Source organism: Acinetobacter sp. G18, from assembly GCF_052660225.1.
In genome coordinates, this window is sequence record NZ_CP109658.1 from 1,485,416 (window position 1) to 1,505,013 (window position 19,598).

General features: G+C 37.6%; 17 protein-coding genes. 12 read left to right on the top strand and 5 right to left on the bottom strand.

Annotated elements, in window-relative coordinates:
- Window positions 1-8: 8 nt before the first annotated feature.
- From NE363_RS07120 to NE363_RS07165, 10 genes are all read left to right on the top strand, one after another.
- A complete protein-coding gene (locus tag NE363_RS07120) occupies window positions 9-860 on the top strand; it encodes a hypothetical protein (RefSeq protein WP_445536133.1) in 852 nt (283 codons plus the stop codon).
- Between the two features lie 393 nt (window positions 861-1,253).
- Window positions 1,254-6,227, top strand: a complete 4,974-nt coding sequence (locus NE363_RS07125) for a tape measure protein (protein WP_445536134.1) — start codon at window positions 1,254-1,256, stop codon at window positions 6,225-6,227.
- 88 nt (window positions 6,228-6,315) lie between these two features.
- Window positions 6,316-7,308, top strand: a complete 993-nt coding sequence (locus tag NE363_RS07130) for a DUF6602 domain-containing protein (protein ID WP_445536135.1) — start codon at window positions 6,316-6,318, stop codon at window positions 7,306-7,308.
- Between the two features lie 59 nt (window positions 7,309-7,367).
- Window positions 7,368-7,766 carry a hypothetical protein gene (locus NE363_RS07135; protein WP_445536136.1) on the top strand — a complete coding sequence of 133 codons (399 nt, stop codon included), beginning with the start codon at window positions 7,368-7,370 and terminating at the stop codon, window positions 7,764-7,766.
- On the top strand, window positions 7,766-8,272 hold the full coding sequence (locus NE363_RS07140; RefSeq protein WP_445406175.1) for a hypothetical protein: 507 nt from the start codon (window positions 7,766-7,768) through the stop codon (window positions 8,270-8,272). The genes NE363_RS07135 and NE363_RS07140 overlap by 1 nt, the downstream gene beginning before the upstream one ends.
- Window positions 8,269-8,631: a hypothetical protein gene (locus NE363_RS07145; RefSeq protein ID WP_445536137.1), complete on the top strand. Its 363-nt coding sequence runs from the start codon at window positions 8,269-8,271 to the stop codon at window positions 8,629-8,631. The genes NE363_RS07140 and NE363_RS07145 overlap by 4 nt, the downstream gene beginning before the upstream one ends.
- Complete coding sequence (locus tag NE363_RS07150) at window positions 8,624-12,046, top strand: host specificity factor TipJ family phage tail protein (protein WP_445536138.1); 3,423 nt, start codon at window positions 8,624-8,626, stop codon at window positions 12,044-12,046. Before NE363_RS07145 ends, NE363_RS07150 begins: the two co-directional genes overlap by 8 nt.
- Window positions 12,047-12,116: 70 nt before the next feature.
- A complete protein-coding gene (locus NE363_RS07155; protein WP_078224826.1) occupies window positions 12,117-12,398 on the top strand; it encodes a phage holin in 282 nt (93 codons plus the stop codon).
- Window positions 12,391-12,612 carry a hypothetical protein gene (locus NE363_RS07160; protein WP_032052311.1) on the top strand — a complete coding sequence of 74 codons (222 nt, stop codon included), beginning with the start codon at window positions 12,391-12,393 and terminating at the stop codon, window positions 12,610-12,612. Before NE363_RS07155 ends, NE363_RS07160 begins: the two co-directional genes overlap by 8 nt.
- Window positions 12,613-12,667: 55 nt before the next feature.
- Window positions 12,668-13,210, top strand: a complete 543-nt coding sequence (locus tag NE363_RS07165; protein ID WP_445536139.1) for a glycoside hydrolase family 108 protein — start codon at window positions 12,668-12,670, stop codon at window positions 13,208-13,210.
- A gap of 53 nt (window positions 13,211-13,263) precedes the next feature.
- On the opposite strand, the gene NE363_RS07170 is transcribed toward NE363_RS07165, so the two are convergent.
- From NE363_RS07170 to NE363_RS07190, 5 genes are all read right to left on the bottom strand, one after another.
- A complete protein-coding gene (locus NE363_RS07170) occupies window positions 13,264-13,524 on the bottom strand; it encodes a hypothetical protein (RefSeq protein ID WP_445536140.1) in 261 nt (86 codons plus the stop codon).
- 96 nt (window positions 13,525-13,620) lie between these two features.
- Window positions 13,621-14,241, bottom strand: coding sequence for a hypothetical protein (locus NE363_RS07175; RefSeq protein ID WP_445536141.1), 621 nt, complete (start codon window positions 14,239-14,241; stop codon window positions 13,621-13,623).
- A gap of 61 nt (window positions 14,242-14,302) precedes the next feature.
- Window positions 14,303-15,601 (bottom strand): Y-family DNA polymerase, encoded by a 1,299-nt coding sequence (locus NE363_RS07180; protein ID WP_445536142.1) that lies wholly within the window; start codon window positions 15,599-15,601, stop codon window positions 14,303-14,305.
- Window positions 15,602-15,604: 3 nt separating this feature from the next.
- Window positions 15,605-16,099, bottom strand: coding sequence for a LexA family protein (locus NE363_RS07185; RefSeq protein WP_445536143.1), 495 nt, complete (start codon window positions 16,097-16,099; stop codon window positions 15,605-15,607).
- 146 nt (window positions 16,100-16,245) lie between these two features.
- The gene (locus tag NE363_RS07190) at window positions 16,246-16,881 is read right to left on the bottom strand and encodes an SOS response-associated peptidase family protein (protein ID WP_445536144.1); all 636 of its coding nucleotides are present in this window, start codon (window positions 16,879-16,881) and stop codon (window positions 16,246-16,248) included.
- A 747-nt stretch (window positions 16,882-17,628) separates the two neighbouring features.
- Between NE363_RS07190 and NE363_RS07195 the strand changes: the two genes are divergently transcribed.
- Window positions 17,629-18,870, top strand: coding sequence for a lactonase family protein (locus NE363_RS07195; protein WP_445536145.1), 1,242 nt, complete (start codon window positions 17,629-17,631; stop codon window positions 18,868-18,870).
- 133 nt (window positions 18,871-19,003) lie between these two features.
- The gene (locus tag NE363_RS07200; RefSeq protein ID WP_031944952.1) at window positions 19,004-19,366 is read left to right on the top strand and encodes a hypothetical protein; all 363 of its coding nucleotides are present in this window, start codon (window positions 19,004-19,006) and stop codon (window positions 19,364-19,366) included.
- Window positions 19,367-19,598: the final 232 nt, after the last annotated feature.

The window sequence follows — 19,598 nt, forward strand, 5'->3', positions numbered from 1 at the left end:
GGTTTTAAATGGAAAAGATTATTTTAATTGTGAGCATCTTGAGACGTACCGGGATTCCGATAATAGGTTGTATTGCTGTAAATCTGTATGCAGGATTTGAGACACCTCAAGAGCAACAAAAGAAAATGCTTGCCGAAAGATTAGTTATAACCAAACAATATACTGACAGTATCATTGGTAAGACAGCATGGTATAACTCTACGGGGTGTTTAACAAATCCAATTTATGCTGATAAATTGAATATGTCTTATAATGATGCTTCATACAAAACCGATGACAAATATGTACCTGTAACTTTTTTAGAGGCTGAAGTTAATCAAGGTACTTATCGGGATGATATAATTTTTAAGGTCAAAATAGATAATAAGGACGAGGGTTATATTGAAGCAAGCGATGCATCAAAAATTGAAATAAGTGATGGTTGGGGTTGCTTTAAGGCTGAAAATCCACAAGATAAGACGAAGTCCAATTCAACAAACTTGGCAAGCAATGATATTTATAATAGATGGGATGTGAGCTGCAAAAAGGATGCATTCGAGGGGAAAAAGATATGTTCCGTTAGTAAGAATGGATTAATGGTTTTGCTTATTGATGGTAGATTTGCGGTAGGTGTAGGAAGACATCATTATCCAAGATCAAGTAGTGCAATAAAAATTGATGACAATGTATCTTATTCAGGAAAGGAAGGAATAATTAATCCGCTTTATTCAAATCTAATCATTAAACAAATGAAGGATGGAAAAAGAGCAGCTATTCGATATAGAGAATGGCCATATGATTACAATAAAGACTCCGAAGTAGATCTAACAGGTTTTACAAAAAAATTTAATGAAATGCTTGATTGGTATAAAAAACTTTAAATGAGTAAAAGGCATCCTAGGGTGCTTTTTTATCATCATCTTCATCGTAGGTTTCCACTAGAGCCTCAAAAACTGCTTTAGCTGCAATATGGGCTAGACGTTTACGCTCCTCAGCATCTCCAATAACCACATGTGAGGCATCTTTGTCATAAGAAAGGAATGGTTTTGATGCTGACTCAGTCTGAAAGCAAGTCGTTAAGAGTCTGGACCTTTATCATGGTTTTCGCCGTCTTAATTGGAATATTGATATGACAAGCAGCATCGATATTAATCGCCGTATCTAAATTGATTGAAGTTATTTATTAAGCCGACCCATTAAGAGGTCGGTTTTTTATTACCCAAAATTCATAGCTCACCTCTTGTGGGCTTTTTTATTGCCCTGAGGAAAGTGAAATGGCGCAAGAATCCCGTCTGGTCATTGTAATTGATTCGCAAAATGCTGAACGAAATGCACGAAATCTAGGCAATGAACTTAACAGTATAGAGAAGAATGGTGACTTCGCAACAAAGTCTATGGATCGTTTGTCTGTAGCTACTCGTTCATTAGCTGGATATATGGCTGGGGTAGTTACAATTGGTTCTGCAATTAGCAAGATGGATCTTTACACTGGCATTAATAACAAACTGAAGTTAGTTACTAGTAACCAGAAAGAATTGAATCAGGCAATGGATGATACTTTTGCAATTGCGCAACGCTCCGCTTCATCTTGGAGTGCTGTCAATGATGTGTATTCAAAATACATGTCCAATGCGAAGACACTGAATTTAACTCAAGAACAAACAGCAAAACTTACAGAAATTACTTCCAAAGCTGTTGCAATTAGTGGATCTAATGCTGAATCAGCAGCAGCTGCTTTATTTCAATATGGACAAGCATTAGACGGCGGGGTATTAAGGGCCGAAGAGTTTAACAGCCTCGTCGATGGTGCTGGTGGCCTCTTGAATGCTATGGCAAAAGGTTTGGGTGTGACCCGTGGTGAACTCCGTCAAATGATGTTAGACGGTAAACTTACTGGTGAAGTAATTACTAAAGCTTTATTAAAAGCGGGCGATAGCGTTGAACAGCTTTATGGCAAAACAAATAAAACAATTGCTCAATCTTTAGAGATGTTAAGCAATGGCATTACAAAATTTGTTGGTGAAACTGGACAAGGTTCTGGTGCTGCGCAGTCTTTAGCTGGTTCTATTCAAGTACTCGCCACAAATCTCGATCTAATTGTAGATAGTGCTTTTGTTCTTGGAATTGGTTTGATTACGAAGGCTGTTTTAACAAAAACTATTGCTATTCAAGCAAGCATAGTGGCTTCTGCTCAACAAAGAGCTGCTAATTTGGCTGAAGCACAATCTCAAGTACAGTTACTTGGTATTGAAGCAATGAGAGCAAGACAGGCTGCGGCACTCGCTTTAACAGAAATTGGATTAGCAAGAGCAGAATATAACTCAGCTGTTACAGCAGATGCACGTGCAATCGCTGTACAACGCAAGACTGCAGCTGAGGTTGCTCATAGTGTTGCTTTAAAAGAAGCCACCGCAGCAACTGCTGCATATACCGTAGCTCAAGGAAATTTAAATAGGGTTGCGTCACTTGGAAGCCGTGCGTTAAGTTTAGTTGGTGGACCAATTGGCGCAATAACTCTTGGAATTACCGCATTAGCAGCGGGCTATATGTATTTTCAGGATAAAGCAGATAAAGCTAATAAGAAGTTAGAAGAGCAAGCTGCGGTAGCTAAGAGGGCTAAAGATGAATTGTTAGCTTTAAGAGGATTGGAAAAGGACTCAGCCATTAATGATATGACTGCATCTTTTGAACGTCAGAACAAAGCACTCGCCGAGTCTAGTAGTAAAATCAATATTCAGTTAAATGCGATTACCCAACTTTATAAAAATAATAAAGAAATCGTTCAGGTAGTTAATGATGCTAAAGATGGCACCATAAGTATGAATGATGCAGTTAAGCGCTTTAATGAGTTGCGTATAAGTAAGGATATTTATAACGCATTTAAAGAGAATACTTTAGAGTTTGAAAAAAATGCTAAGACTGCTAAAACCACTAAAGATTCTCTAAAACTTCTTAATATTGAAGTAGAACTTTCAGGAAATAAGGCTCAAACGGCAGCAGTTGGCATTGATGAAAACTCCAAAGCATTAACTAATAATGAAACTGCTGCACAAAAAGCTGAAAAAGCTCAGAAAGCATTTAGAGCATCTTTGTTTGATAGAGATTATGAAGCTAGGGTAACTAAAGGTTTGCTCGACAAAGGATATTCACCTGAACAAGTTAAAAGTATGGTGGAAACTGCAAACTGGGCTCGTAAGCACGGTGTTGTAATTACCAATGAGTTATATCAAATTGGTTTACAAACACTTGCAATCGAGCAAAAAAACAATGAGGTAATTGATGCCAGAAATAAAGCACTTAGAGAAAGTACAAACGAACTATCAAAGCAGCAAAAAGTTCTAACTGTTAATGCTAAAGTTCAAGCTAATGCAGCAAAATATAATTTTGCAGAAATTGAGGCAAAAAATAATCTGCCATCAGGTACCTTGTCAGCAATTCATATGATTGAATCTAAAGGTAATGCTAGGGCTTATAATAAGAAAACTGGAGCAACAGGAGGTTTTCAGTTTCTTGAGGGTACTGCCAAACAATATGGAGTAAAAGATCGAAATGATTTAGCACAATCTGCCGAAGGTGCAGGGAAATACATGTCTTATCTATTAAAACTCTTCAAGGGAGATCTAGAAAAAGCTGTGCGTGCATATCATGCAGGTGAAGGAAACGTGCAGAAGGGTAAAGGTATTGGTAAAAATAATAACCAATACTGGAAGGACTATCAGGGATATATGGCAGGTATAAATGGTTATACAGCTGGCGATATCTCCTCAAAAGACTTCGATAAACTTATTCAAGACGCCACTAAAATGGCAGAAGAACAAGCTAATCTTCGGATTAAGTTAGAAAATGATGTTGCGGATCAAGTAGCCAAAATTCGAAATGAATTAGCAAAAAAACTTGAGGAAGTTGATAAAGCCAATTTCAGTCCTGAACGTAAGGCTCAAATCAAATCGGAATTGCAAGCACGGGCTGAGAATGACATAGCAATTGCTGAGCAGGCAACAAAAACCAAGCTTGATTCATTTCGTGACTTTACGAAAAGCGAAGAACAGCTTTTAAAAGATAGTTTCGCTAAACGTCAGTTTGAAGCAGCACATGATTTAGAGTTTACAAAAGATCAGAGAAAAATAGCAGTTGATCTTTTAGCACAGCAATTGCAGCAAGAGTTAGCCTTACTAAAATTAGCTCAAGAGCAGCGTCTATTTCAAGCTAAACAAGCTTTACTGACAGAAACCCAAGCTATGCAGGAACGCTACCGATTAGAGCGTGAAGCAATTCTCTTAAACACTAAACTTACTGAGGAGGAGCGTAAAAAATCTATTGCTCTATCTAAAGCCACTCAGGATAAAGAGACACGCAATAAAGTAAATAATGCTGTTCAAAACTGGGGTGGTATTCAGGCTGAAATGAATGGTACCAATGAGTTTTTTAGACAAGATCAGGAAAAATTTAGCCGCTTAGGTGCTGCCAATGAACTAGCTGATAGTCAATTTGCTGCAACTGATCTCACCGAGCAAAGTGGTTTAGATAGTCTAAATGCTCAATTTGAGCAGCAGCTTATAAGTCAACAGGATTTTGAGAATCAGAAAACTGCGATTATTCAAGCTGCTCAATTACAGCGAGAACAAATTTCTGCTGAATATGCACAGAATGTTCAGGAGGTTGAAGACAAATATCAACAAGATCGTCTGAACACGCAATTAATGTACGGCCAGCAAATGACTGGCTCATTAACTTCAATGTTCGGCTCCATGTTTGGTGAGCAATCCAAAGCCTACAAAATTATGTTTGCAGCAGATAAAGCTTTCGCTATTGCTTCAGCTGGCATTGCGATTCAGCAAAGTATCGCCCAAGCAGCAAAGGTAGGTTTTCCAGCCAATATTCCGTTAATAGCAACAGCAATTGCACAAGGTGCAAGCATTATCGGTAACATTCGTGCAATTAAAGATCAAGGCTTTGCTGATGGTGGTTTCACTGGATCTGGTGGTAAATACGAACCTGCTGGTATTGTCCACAAGGGAGAAGTAGTCTGGTCCCAAGAAGATATTCGCCGTTGGGGTGGTGTTGGATTGGTTGAAAATATGCGTAAGAGCTCAAGCCCTGAAGCATTTATCAATAACCATGCCATTAACAACACTTCAGCAGAAAATGTCTTTAATCGTTCATTCCTTAGCTCAAAAGCTTTTAATGACAATCAAACGATCTCGAATATCTTTAATCAGCCTACTCGAGAGAATCAGATTATCTTTAATGCTCTCAAGCCTAGCAAAGATGCAGTTTCAAGATCGGGAGATGTTCAAAGCATTACTAACCAGTACGCTGGGAACAACTCAAGCTTTAGCAACGTTCTAGATAAATCGGTTCAAAGTAGTAAATCCTTTACTGCGAATAAATCGAACTTATCGAATTTTTCTAATTCGAAAATTCAAAATAGTAATGTTTCAAACAGTACTATTCAGAATGCTCAGAAAGAATTGCTGAAGGAAGTTTCGATCTTCAGGGATGGTGGTAATCCAAATCGTATTGTCGTGGATGGTTCGAAAGGCTTTGCTAATGGAGGGTTTACAGGGAAAGGCAAAAAGTATGATGTAGCTGGTGCTGTGCATAGAAATGAGATTGTCTGGTCTCAGGATGATATTAGAAATTGGGGAGGGGTTGAGAAAGTAGAACAGTTGAGGAAGGCTACAAGTCCTGATTCATTTATTTCTAACTATGCTCAAAATAACACCTCTTTCGAAAATATCATGAATCGGGCAAATCAAAGTTCACGAGCATTTAACCAGAGTAGAGATATCTCGAACATCTTTAATCAGTCTTATCAAGATGATCAGATTATCTATAAAGGCAATTCTAGTGCAGCCAACCCAGCTAACACGGCGAACTCAGATCTATTCCATGATGGCAAAGTCTACTTCTCTTCAAATGGTTTAGTTCAGGATCGTTCAAATCTCGAAGATGTGCAGGATTTTACCTCAGGTCAATCTCCGCGCCCTCAAGCTGAATTTATGCCTTCTTTTGAGCAATCTTCTCCAACTATCAATTTCAAGATTGAAGTTGTAAATCAGGTAAGTGGTGCAACGGTTGAAGCTGAGCAATTGGATGAGCAAACAGTCCGGATCATTGTTAAAGAAGAACTGGATAAGCAACTTCCAAGAACGGTACCAAAACTTGTAAGTGATCAAATTGGTAATCCAAACTCAACTATTAGCCGTTCTTTGACTGAGAATACGACTGCTAGACGTAATCGATAATTGATTAAAGCCACCTTTCGAGGTGGTTTTTTTATCAAAAAATTAGTAATTTATGTAAATTAATTTACTATTTTTTAAAGATTTTTTTATGACTGTTATCTCAGAAAAATTTAAAGCGAAAATAGATGCCTTAAGAGGTGATTTTAAAGTAAATAAAGAAATTACTCATCAAGGTGTTAAAGGAGGACTAAATGAAGTTGGGCTTTCCTCTTTGATAAAAGAGGTAATTCCTCAAAAATATAATATCTCAAGGGGAATAATTGAAAATTCTAGTGGTGAGCAGTCTAACGAGACAGACTTTTTTATTTATGATAATGAAATACTTCCTCCTTATTTAAAGAGTGACTTTGCATTTGTACCTGTAGAGGCTGTCAAATATATTTTTGAAGTAAAAAGCACCTTAAATTCAACTGAGCTTAAGACGACAATTTCGAAATTCTCAAAATTCCAATTAATGGGAGGCCGAGCTCCTACTGTATTATTCTCTTTTTCAAGTGATTCTCAAAGTAGTGAATTGGCACGTTATAAGAAAAATGATGATAAATTTTTTACAAATCCATTGATAACAGTTTTATGTACTTCTGATAAAAGTTATTATTTTAAAATAGTTGAGGAAAAATATTTAATAGATTATTTGACAATAGAGGAGTTCATTAAAAATGTAAAAATGGATGAAAATACAGAGATCGAAATAGGGGAGAATAAATTTTCTATAAAAACTTTACAGCAACCTAATGTAAAGGTAAATATTAACACTCTAAAAATAAATGGTATCGATTATTCAAAGATAAAATTTAAAATTCATCAATGGTTGGGGTATGTCAGTACAGGAAATATAATTGAGTTATTATTATTATCTGGAATTTCAAATACTCTTTGTAAAGAAAAGTTTGGATTTTATTTGCTTCATGGTCAAGAGGACGATTTGAAAGTTTTCTCTGTTTGCTATGAAGATATGTGGGGTAATAAAAGTTTCCAAGATTTTGATGAGAATGGGTTAAATTATGATATTAATAATGTAAGTTTTAATTTTTCTATTGAAAATGATCAACATAAGATTCTATTTAGAAAAAATGAATAGATATTTTTTTATTAGAAGCCGCCCTTGAAGGTGGCTTTTTTATTGCCTGAAGGAAAGTTATGTACAAGTTAAAGCTAAATCCTCAAACAAATGGCTATGGCGTAACACCGGGTGATGATGTTAAACGTCAGCAGATGGATGGTGGCCGAGGACGTTATTACATCGATGTAAAACGTAATAGCCACATTGTCGATGTGAACTGGAACTTAAGTAAAACAGATTTCAATAAAATGATGGCTTTCTGGCGTGTATACCAAAGCAAGCCAGCCTCATTCTATGCAGACTTGGTGATTGATCAGGGAGCACGGCAGCAATATCTATGTAACTTCATTCCTAATTCATTCAAGACTAACGAGGTGAATGGAAATCTTTACCGGGTAACAGCTCAGATAGAGGTTGTTCAAAACCAGCCGAACTTAACAGCTGATGCAGCCTTGATTAAAGATTGGGAGGTCTAATGGATAACGAATACGCCAAGTTCTTTCTCAATCGTAAAGTTGATATTTATCAACTGGAGTGTATTGAGCTATCACATCCATCATTTCTAAACACATATCGACTTGTTCGTAATGATGATCGAGGTGTCTATGTGCAGCATAAGGCTGGTACTGGTCAGGTCTTTTATGAATATTTGCCTGTTTCAATTCAAAGATCCGGAATGCTGGGGGATCTGGACCAGACTTTGACAGTTTCGGTTTCAGGTTTGGGGGATGTATTGCCCGATGAATTTGAGAGAGTCATTGAAGGGCAGTATCCGAACGTTAAACCAACTGTAAATTATAGACTTTATAGTTCAGACAACCTCAATTCCCCAATGTTTTATTTGCTTGGACTCCAGCTTGCTAGTGTTGCAATGAATCATAAAGCCGTGACATTCAAGGCTGAATCACCGCGGCTAAACACAAATAAAACAGGGGATATCTTCTCACTTGATCGTTTTAGTGGCCTCAAGGGAGCAGTATGAAAAGTCATGATCATTTGCTTGATAAGCAATACGACGAAGAACATTACAACTGTGTCCATTTTGTTCACGAAGCTGCAATAGATCTATATGGAGTAGATAGAGGTGAGGCACTTGAACTCTTTATGCAACCAAAAGGGAAAATTACTTTTTTATCTTCACGTTTAAAACTCTTAAATCCGCTGCCCATGCCCAAGGAGGGTTGCATAGTCGCTTTCCATCCTAGACAAAAAAACAAGCCCCCGCATGTGGGGCTTTTTCGTGGGCAAAAAATTCTGCATCTCATGGAAAGCGGAGTCACTTACTTACCTGAAGATGTCGTTATGGGAATGGGGTTTAGTCGAGTCAGTTATTATGATTAAGGTTATTTATAAACAAGATGCATTGTCTGAAGAAAAGACAATTGAGCAGGCTCAAACTATTGGACAATGGCTAACTTCAAAATATGAACATATGCCTGAGCACATCCGTATCTTTCATACCACAAGCAATATGGACCATGCGGAAATCTCTTTAGCGAATGAAGTAACTCCCAAGAATGCATTTGACTTAAAGCAGCTTGATTTTTTACCTGGTACTTTCATTGTTATTGAGAACCCTAAATGGGTCGCTGCTATTGTTTCGATTGTAATTAGTATTGCGATCGCTTTTTTAATGCCTACGCCATCGATGGCGCAGACAACTCAGAATATTAATCAATCTTCATCGGCAAATAATGAACTTTCGAACCGTGAAAACAAGATCCGGGTGAATGGTCGTATTGCAGATATTTATGGTGCTGCTTGGGATACGCCTGACTCAATTGCTGTGCCTTATAAGGTTTATGAAAACAATATTGAAGTTGAGCATATGGTCGGCTGCATAGGCCGTGGACACTATAAAATCAATGGAGCTTATGATGGTGAAACCAACATTGTCGATATTGCTGGCGCATCTGTAGAGGTCTTTAGGCCAGGCGTTGATATTGTTTCTGGTGAGCCATATTTCTCGCTTGGTACCGAAATTACCACACCACCTTTAACAGTACAGCATCAAACATCTGTTAATGGTCAAGTATTACGGCCAGCTGATACGCAGACATTGGAAGGGACCAATTACCTTGTTTTTGCATATCCAAATGAAATACTTCGGGCAGCTGCAAACAACACAGATTTAACGACTAAATTTGTCAGCAATGATCGCATTGAAATCACTAATGCTTCATTTATTTATAACGGGCAAACATACGATTTAAACGGTACTTATAGTGTCCTATCCGTTGCCGATGACCGTATGACATTATCAAATCCAGCAGCTGTGAATAAAAACTGGTTAAAGCTTAAAGAACTTTCAAATCAGCAAACAGCCGCCGCTTCTCCAAAGCTTTCATCAATAGGAGAAAAGTGGATTGGTCCATTTATCTTAGACAATATTGAACGTAGTCGAGTACTTTGCAACTTCGTTGCTACAAATGGACTTTATACCGTTTCATCAGGGGGCAATCAGGCTGCTGTAAACGTCACGATTGAAGTTGAAGTTACTCCAGTAAATGAGTCCGGTGCTGCTATTGGTAATCCAATGCTAAAGCAGATCATTCTCAAGGGTTCGGCTAAGTCACGGCAAACGGTTGGGGCAACGCTGGATATGGTCACATTTCAGGGCCGCTGTAGTGTCCGTGCACGCCGTTTAACTCCAACTCCGGGGGTAACAACGGTAGTTGATGATGTGAAATGGCAAGCGCTATATGGTGCATATCCTTTACAAAGCACGAAATACGAGTATGAAACGGTTTTCCGTGCACGTACATATGCAACGACTGGAGCTTTATCCGTTAAATCCCGCAAGATTAATTTTGATCTTCAGCGAATGTTACCGACTTATAAAAACGGGGCAATGACAACAGAGCTATTTCCAACATCAAGCTTTGCTGATGCATTGGTCTCAATGGCACTGGATGACAAGATTGGCCGCCGTACGATCGATGAAATTGATATCGAAAACATCTATCGTACTTATAACGATATTGTCGATTATTTTGGAACACCTTTAGCTGCAGAATTCTGTACAACTATTGATGATACAAACCTATCTTTTGAAGAGCTGGTTACTAATCTTTGTGATGCTGTCTTTTGTACTGCTTATCGTCAGAACAATAAGCTTAAAATCTACTTTGAGCGACCTACGGATAACTCAGTTTTGCTTTTTAACTTCAGGAATATCATCCCTGATAGTTATAAGCATGATCTGACTTTCGGTGTAATAGATGATTACGATGGACTGATCTATGAATACACGGATCCGACTGATGATAGTCGTATCAATATTTATCTTCCAGATAAAGGAGCCAAGAACCCCAAAGAGGTTAAATCAGTAGGTGTACGTAACAAGTGGCAAGCGCATTTCAATGCATATCGGCTCTGGAACAAGCTCCGCTTTCAACGTAAATCCATTACTTTCGATGCTGCTCCTGAATCTGAGTTACTTGTTTTACATGACCGGATTGCCGTTGCAGATTATCGAAATGGTATTCATCAAAGCGGTGAAGTAATTCAGCAAGAGGGCTTAATTCTTACATTGAGCCATGATGTTGATTTCATAGCAGGCAAGAGCTATGTGATTTATCTGCAAATGGGCGATGGCACAGTGGACCTTATTCCTGTTACAGCTGGATCTGCCAAGAACAAGGTAATTTTAGGCCGATTACCGAACGGTGCTCTCAAGCTAAGTCCAGATGATTTTGTTAATACGATCTATACGGTTGTTAATGACGATACAAAAGACTCATTACCATACCTTGTAGCTAAAAAAGATCCAGTGGATCAGTTCTCAAATACGATTACGGCAGTCAATTACGATGGGCGCTATTATCTCAACGATAAAGACTTCATTGACGTACCCGTAGATGATTCACCGATTTACATTCGATATGACCAGCTAGACATTAATTTAGCTCGCTTATATCAAATGCAAAGAGGTGACTTACCAACGACTGGAGAAATTAGTTTTGTGGTTGAATCTGGAGCTTTGGTTTCAAGTTCAAGTTCGCTTAGAACTGAAACACGAATGATTTATAAGCATACGAATAACTCAGAAACTAAAGAGTATGTTGTTCCTGCTGCACCTGAATTACCAGCAATCGATACAGGGGAATTTCCTTCTGGTCTTACAGTCAATCTAACGATCAAAGGTTCGGTCGTTGGGCGTGGTGGTGATGGTGGGCTTCCTCATATTGCATATGGAGGGTGGAGTACTGATCCAAATTACAATTTCACCAAAACTCGCCGTGATGGATTTCAAGGGGCACCGGGTTTATTAAACCGACACAGCAAACTGAATCTGATTATTGATGGTGGGATTTTAGCTCGAGGAGGCTCAGGCGGTGGAGCAACTCCAAGCGGTATTTACACTGGTTTGACTTATGGAGTGCAGGGAGTACCTGGTGGAGCTGGAGCACCTTTTGGTCGAGTTATGACTGGTCAGCCGATTTACAATGATACTCAGGACTGGCGCTGGTATTTAGATGGCGGTTACTTGCTGGTCTTTAAAGTTACTGATGCTGAAGCTTCAATACCTGGCAAAGGTTATCGCTTTCAAGATGATCGATACGGATCTCCATTGTCTGGTGATGGTGGAGGCTGGGGCCAACGTGGTACCAAATCTACAAATAGTGGTACTTGGAATTGGAATTATCATGGCACAACTGAAGGTGAACCAGGTGTAGGTGGAACTGCCATTATTGGAATTGCACCACTCACAACAAAATTGATAAATGGAGGGAAAATCTTACAAACCCTTTAATACTTTGAAAGAACTTAGAGCACCCATTTCGGGTGCTTTTTTATTGCCTATGATCTGGAGGAAGGCATGTATGAACGGTCAAACAAATAGTGTAGTCGAAGCGGCTGCAAGTACGGCTGCCGCGACTGCAACAAAATTTACGTATGGGTATGTAGTAGGAGGCAGTTTGATCGGTGTAATAGGTAAAATTGATTGGGCCGTTGTCTTTTCAATCTTAATCGGTATAGCAACCTACCTAACGAATCTCTATTTCAAAAAGCGAGATGAAAAGCGTAAGGACGAGATTCATGCGCTTCAAACGAAGCAATATGAACTTACTAAAAAACGTTTAAAAGGGGATGGTGATGAGTAGTGAAAACACCCGGACATATTTGGCATACATGGTTATTGCTATGTCATTCCTGTGTGTTCTTGGCTTGTTCTTTATTGAATATCCAGACAAAAACCGTGATTTATTAAACGTGTCTCTAGGCACGTTGCTTGGGTTATCAAGTGCTGTGATTGCCTTCTATTTTGGATCTACCAATAAACAAAAGAAAGAAACTGAAGATTCAAATCATCAGTAACTATTCAACCTTAAATGCCGCCTTCGGGCGGTTTTTTCATCTGAAGGAAACCGAAATGAACATTGAACAATACCTTGAAGAACTCATTAAGCGCGAAGGTGGTTACGTGAATAACCCCGCAGACCGTGGCGGTGCTACAAAGTACGGAATTACTGAAGCTGTTGCTCGAGAAAATGGCTACAAAGGTAATATGCGAGATTTACCTCTGGATATGGCCAAAGCAATTTACCATAAAAACTATTGGACAGCTCCACGATTTGACCAAGTAAATACTGTTAGTTCCATGGTGGCAGAAGAGCTTTTGGATACAGGTGTAAATTGTGGTACCGGTTTTGCAAAACCACTTTTACAACGAGCTTTGAACTTGCTTAATAACCAAGGTAAAGCAGGTTGGCCAGATTTATCAGTGGACGGGATTTATGGTCCAGCGACATTAAATGCACTTAAAACTTACTTGGCCAAGCGCGGCAAAGAAGGCGAGAAAGTATTGGTGCGAGTACTCAATATTATACAAGGTCAACGTTACATCGAAATCTGTGAACGCAGCCCTAGCCAAGAGCAGTTTTTCTACGGGTGGATTGCTAATCGAATATCTTAAGAAAGGTTTTAGCTTTGCTGTGCATCCTACTTTTGGATTCACAGCTAATTCATTTATCTATCAATAACAAATTTAGGATCAATTTCTATGCATTTTTCCTTATTATTGACAGTGTAAGGAATTCTATTTTCGTATGAAAATTCACCATACTTTTCTGTGTTAAATTGCACATTATTATGTGCAAGTACACTTAAGAAAAGGTCTACATACTCTTGTTTTTTATCCGCTGTAAAGTTGTCTTTACACGCTTTCGAGAAAAAAATTGTTTCTATTAATTCACTTTTTTCTATATCTGTTACCGAGAGTTTTCTCATAATACTAACCTTAAATAGTTTTATTTATTAAAACCAAACGGTATAAAAAAAGCAAACATTTAGTCATCTTTAACTTAAAATATTAAATACTTATATTCAATGCTTGGAGCTTTTATTTAACTCCTCAATAATTTTACTACTCCCAGTAACCGTTACTTGTACAATTTCACAATTTTGAAAAGTACAGTTCTTAAAGACTAATATTCCAGTTAGTAAGGAATTATCAGGTAAAACTATAAAATCTCCGCAATGTGTGAATCTATTATTTGCAATTGTTCCTCCCATAATTGCAATGGCACCTGGCCCAACTATTTTGCATCTTGTAAATACTTTATTTTCATGTAGTTGTATTCGTGGTAGATACAAATCAGGTATATAAATTATTAGATCTGAAAATACTTCTGCAAGTGGATTGATCCTTGATCTAGGGGTGCTTAAGATTGCTATATGATTAGCTTCTACGGTTGCTAGATTAGCTTGAGCTCGTATTTTGAATGAAAGATTAATTACATATATAATTAATGTTAAAATTAAAGCAGTGGATATTGCTACGATCACCCATATAAATGGCCCCATGTCATTTAATTCTTTAGATGTGCGAGCCCAGAAAGCAGAAACTGTAGTGCCAAAAAAGACCAATATAAAAGCTAATATTTTACCTAGCAGCTCTATCAATTCAGCACTTTTTTTAATATTTGTATAAATTCTTTTAAACATTTTAAAAGTCTTCTAATGACTATTGATGATTATTAAGGATATATATTTTTTTAAGGTATAACTACTTTTTTATAAGTAACAACTCATCCCATCTGAACGGATTTCTACTAAGTTTGTCTCTCGACATCGACCAGTTCCGACCAGGAACAAAACACGGTCCGACACCGAGTTTTTTCTTTCCAAACTTACTATGGATACCATCCATAGCTTTCATCAAACATTCCTTTTTCTCTATGTGCTCAAAGTCGGTTAATAGGTCATAGGTATGGCCAGATTTGGGCTCAAGTCCTGTCAGCACTACGCCGCACTTCTTATATTTAATTCCTTCTTTGTATATATCGTTTAACATCCTTGTCGCAGCTCTAACAAAATCTAGCGTGCAATCAGTCGGTTCAGAAAAAGAGCCAGTAATCGACTTGTTATAAAATGGCACATTGGGGTCAAATGGATTTGATTGAACAAAAGCAATCATACATCCGCATAACAGCCCTTCATCACGCAAGCGTTTACATGCATCTTGAGCATACATCGAGATAGCTTCTTTTAGATCAGTCAATTCAGTCACGCGACCACCAAAAGACCGACTGGCAACTATTTGCTTTTTAGATGGGGGAGTATGTTCAATCTCAATACAGGAGATACCTTGAAGTTCATAGATAGTTCTAGCCATTACAATTGAAAACTTCTTTTGCATCTCGCGCGGCTCTGCGCAGGCTAAATCAAATACTGTATTAATACCCATCCCTTGAAGCTTTTTTGAATGTTTTCGTCCAACACCCCAAACCTCAGAAACATCAATCAATGAAAAGTAATATTCTTTGTTGCATGGATCCATATTTACAAGATCGCAAACACTGTTAAAGCCCGCATTCTTTTTAGCTATATGGTTAGCTATCTTTGATTCTGTCTTACTTCTACCAATCCCAACACAGACTGGTAAGCCAAGCCACTTCCAAATTTGTTGGCGCATTTGCTGGCCAACCTTCTCTAAATCAAAGTTTTTCTCGTAAGCGGTAAAATCAACGAAGCATTCATCAATAGAATAAGGCTCAACTTCCTCATCTGTTACGTATGAAGCAAGAATCTTATGAAAGCGCCGTGACATTTCGGCATACATTGCATAATTGCTTGAAAGCACGATTACGTTATGTTGCTGAACAATGTCTTTGATCTGGAATAGGGGAACGCCCATTTTAATGCCTAATGCCTTGGATTCATTGCTGCGAGCAACGGCACAACCATCGTTATTTGATAAGACCATGACAGGCTTATCATTCAAAGATGGATCAAAGACTCTCTCACATGAAACGTACATGTTATTTACATCGATGAGAAAAAATACTTTGTTCTCATGTTTCATGAGTTAATGCCGTGTCATTTTAATGATATGAGTGACAACGCCCCAAATAATTAGTTCTTGGCTATCTTGTAGATAGATATTTTTATATTCAGGATTCTCAGCTTTAAGCCATTGGCCTTTTTCATCGATCATTAGACGCTTAACTGTAAAATCATTATCGATTAGTGCCACAACAATATCCCCATGCTTTGCATCTAAACTACGATCGACAATCAACTCATCATCAATATCGATGCCTGCATTTAACATTGAGAGGGAAGCAACTTTGACAATGAATGTGGCAGTTTCATTTTTGATTAGGTGCTCATTCATATCGAGCGCTTTATCAATGTAATCTTGTGCTGGAGAGGGAAAACCCGCATTGATCTTTTCTAAAGCATAAGGGACAAGCATATGAGTTGAAGGTATAACCAGTTTAATAGACATAACATCAGATAAAGCAATACCTTGCGTAAGATAAGGTTTTATCTGGATAATGGATGGTGCAATTTCGCTCATAGCATTCCCCTTAATTTGAATTTGTTACAAATTCAAATGATATGCTAGTGATCAATTAAAATTCAAATTTAAAAAACTGTGGATAAATAAAGACTAGTCACAACTTGTCGCAGTTGTTAGTGCATTTGGTCGGAAAATCAACGGTGCTAATTTGCAGTTTTTTTAGGTTTAGGGAAATAGTCAGCAGTAAACTCACCTAATGGCATTTCAAAGAAAAATTGATCAGCATCTTCTTTCTTACAGTTCAACCAATCTTCTCGATACTCTTCTGGAATGACAATAATCGATCGCTTTTCATCTTCAGGTTTATGGAACTGGCTCATAAAAGGGTGATTATCTGCATTAATAGTTAGCATAGACATAGATCTAACTTGTTGGCCATCAATCACTGTAGAGTCGTAAATAGCAGCTACTGTAAAAGGCAAGCCATCTTCTCTATATATTCCCCAACGTTCTGCTTTCCCGTTTACATAACGCGGCTCATAAATCTTTTCTACTGGTATTAAAGCAAACTGGCTTTTAGCCCATGCATGCCTAAAACTTGGCTTTTGATCTACAGTTTCAGTTCGGGCATTGTATGTGTACTTAGAGAACTTCAAATCATGGTTCCAAGGCGGGATCATGCCGAACTTTACTTGTCGCCATTCAATATTCCCATCTTTAGAAAAAATAAGAGGGCAGTCATAACCGGGATAAACATCAGCTTTATAGTCGAAAGTTGGTTCGAGGAGATCTAAAAGGTGGACACGATCTTTACTGATAGGTTCATAATTGGCGCACATTATAGATCCCTCTAAATTTATATAATCAATCCGTTTCAGCTATGTATCAAACTTACTACCATAAAATTATTACTTAAACCTAATGACCATCCTATCTCTTTATAAAATGGCTCACCATATTTTATTGTGTGTTCGATGTAAAAGTAGACCCAATCCTTCGTAGGTTCAGCACTCATTCTTAATCCTATTAAAACAACAACTATCAACTAACAATCGATAATAATTCATTTATATCTTATGCAAAATGATAGAATTACTCAGGTTTGAAAGTTGGGTATGTTTTGCTTATAAAGCGTGCAGTCTACAAATTTATTTTTCCATTATTTAAAAAAAATTTGTAGACTCATTTGTAGACTGTTGAGCTATAGTTCAATAAAGACCAATATATGTATATATAGTTATTCAAAATATAGGAGCGCCTATTTTATTGGCATCTATGCGAGTGTAGGTTTGCTTATAGATGTATATAGATTAATCGTACAGAATTGGCGTTTCTAAATGTATGAATTAAGAGCTCACTTTAAGTGGGCTCTTATTTTATTAAGGTTATACCATTTTAAAAAAAATTAATAATTCTGATATAGATCATTAGTTTACTTTGAAGTAATCACATATTAAACACGATTCTGGTTAAAGAAAATTCACTTGAAAATTGCTGTTTTATAAATTAATTTTCAAAATCATTAAATGAAATTAGATCGATAAAGCCTTGTTGATAATTACAAATAAGGTGAATTTTTCAAGGAAATGCCGGTGAAAAAAGTTACTTGTGTTGAAATTACAGAGAGCAAGGATAACGATATAAAGCTTAAATATCGTGGATTGATTCAGAAATTAACAGCAACTTTGTCGTTGACGTTTATATCACTTGGGTGGGGTAACATAGTTAATGCCGCAGACCAACAAATCGCTTTAGTGGGAACTTGGACATCTATTCCTAATGCACCACTTGTGCAAAAGCCAAAGCAGGCCAGTGAAGGTTTGTACCAGTTTAAAGTTAATACGGATGGGACTTTAACTCCTATTAAAGTTTTAAAAATGAAAAGTCCTTCTTGGATTGTGAAATCGAAAGATGGCCGTTTTGCATATACAACAAATGAAGAAAATTTAGGAGAAGTCACTGCATTATCAGTTCAAAACGGAAAGGTAGAAGTGCTAAACACAATAGATAGCCATGGTGGGCATCCAACACACGCCTCAATCAGTTTAGATGGTAAATTCCTATTCGTGTCGAACTATTCTGCATTTGATAAAGGTCGTGGTGGTGTAGCCGTTTTGCCAATTTTACCAAATGGACATATAGGTGAAATGGTACAGAATATTGTTTTCGCGGAAGGTTCTGGCCATGTCAAAGGTCGGCAGGAAAGTGGTCATGCACATTCGACAACTTTCAGCCCAGATGGTAAGTATTTATATGCGAGCGATCTAGGAAATGACAAAGTCTATGCCTTTCGTTATAACCCTAACAAACCCCAACCACTTGAAGCAGACAGCAGTCGAGATGTGAAGTTTGTTCATGGTTCTGGGCCGCGCCATATGGTCTTTTCTCCAAATGGTAAACATGCGTACATTACCGCAGAAATGCGAAGTGAGATTGTAGCGTTTAATGTACAAGATGGACATTTGAAAAAAATTGCTGAGCTAAAGTTGGTACACGAAGATAAAACACCTGAATTTAAGAGTGCGAGTGGAATTATCTTGAGTCCAGATGGAAAATATGTCATCGCAGGCAATCGTGGTGCAGACAACAAACTTTTGGTATTTAAAATTCAACAAAATGGGTTGTTAGGTCAACCAGTCATTTATAAAGCTAATGGCATTGAACCACGAGCTTTCTCCTTTGATGCAACAGGTAAATATTTATATGTGACGAATGTATATAGTAATAACATCAGTTTGTTCCGCTTTGATGCAAAAAGCGGTAGTTTAAAACCTGCTGGCGATGCTGCAAAAATATCTACACCTACGGATATTAAGTTCTTTAATTAATTTGAGTAAAGCAACCTATATTTTTGACACTTCATATAAAAGACCGTGAGCGAGTATCTCGGTTTTTTTATGGCAGTTTTTGCAAAGTCTGTCAGATTCAGTATGATGTGGGCAGCTTAGTCTGTGTAGAGTAATGATGAAAAAAGTTTTATTTGTCTTGATGGGAATGCTGTTAGTCGGCTGTACAGAGAAAAAACCTTTGACACCTGAAGAACAATGGCATGGCTTTTGTACCAGTGTTGGTAATGCGGCTAGAAGTATTGTATTTGACCGCCAGCAAGCAATTGAAAAGTCTCAAGCGGTTGAGCATGCAAATAAAATTGAAGATGAGATCACCAAAAAATTCATCTTGAATATTATTGAGAAAGTTTATGCTATTCCACAAGATGAGCTAAAAACTAATCCAGAAGCTCTACAAGAAAAAATTAGAAAACAAATGGCAGATGAATGCTTAGTTACACCACATGACAAAATGCCAAACTACAAAAAGTTCTAAGTGTACAAGACATCGTCAACACTCCACTAAGGTGGAGTGTTCTTTCAATTCAAAATATCGCATGATACGTCAGTCATTAAGATCATTATTTACACAGGGGTATTTAGTTACAAAATAATGGGCATCACGGAGAAACACCCCGCGCGCATTAACTTTTAGCTTGAACTCTAGTAAAATTTTGTAGTCCATATTACTTGTGAAGCTTTGTGAAAGCTGGAATTTACAAGTAATT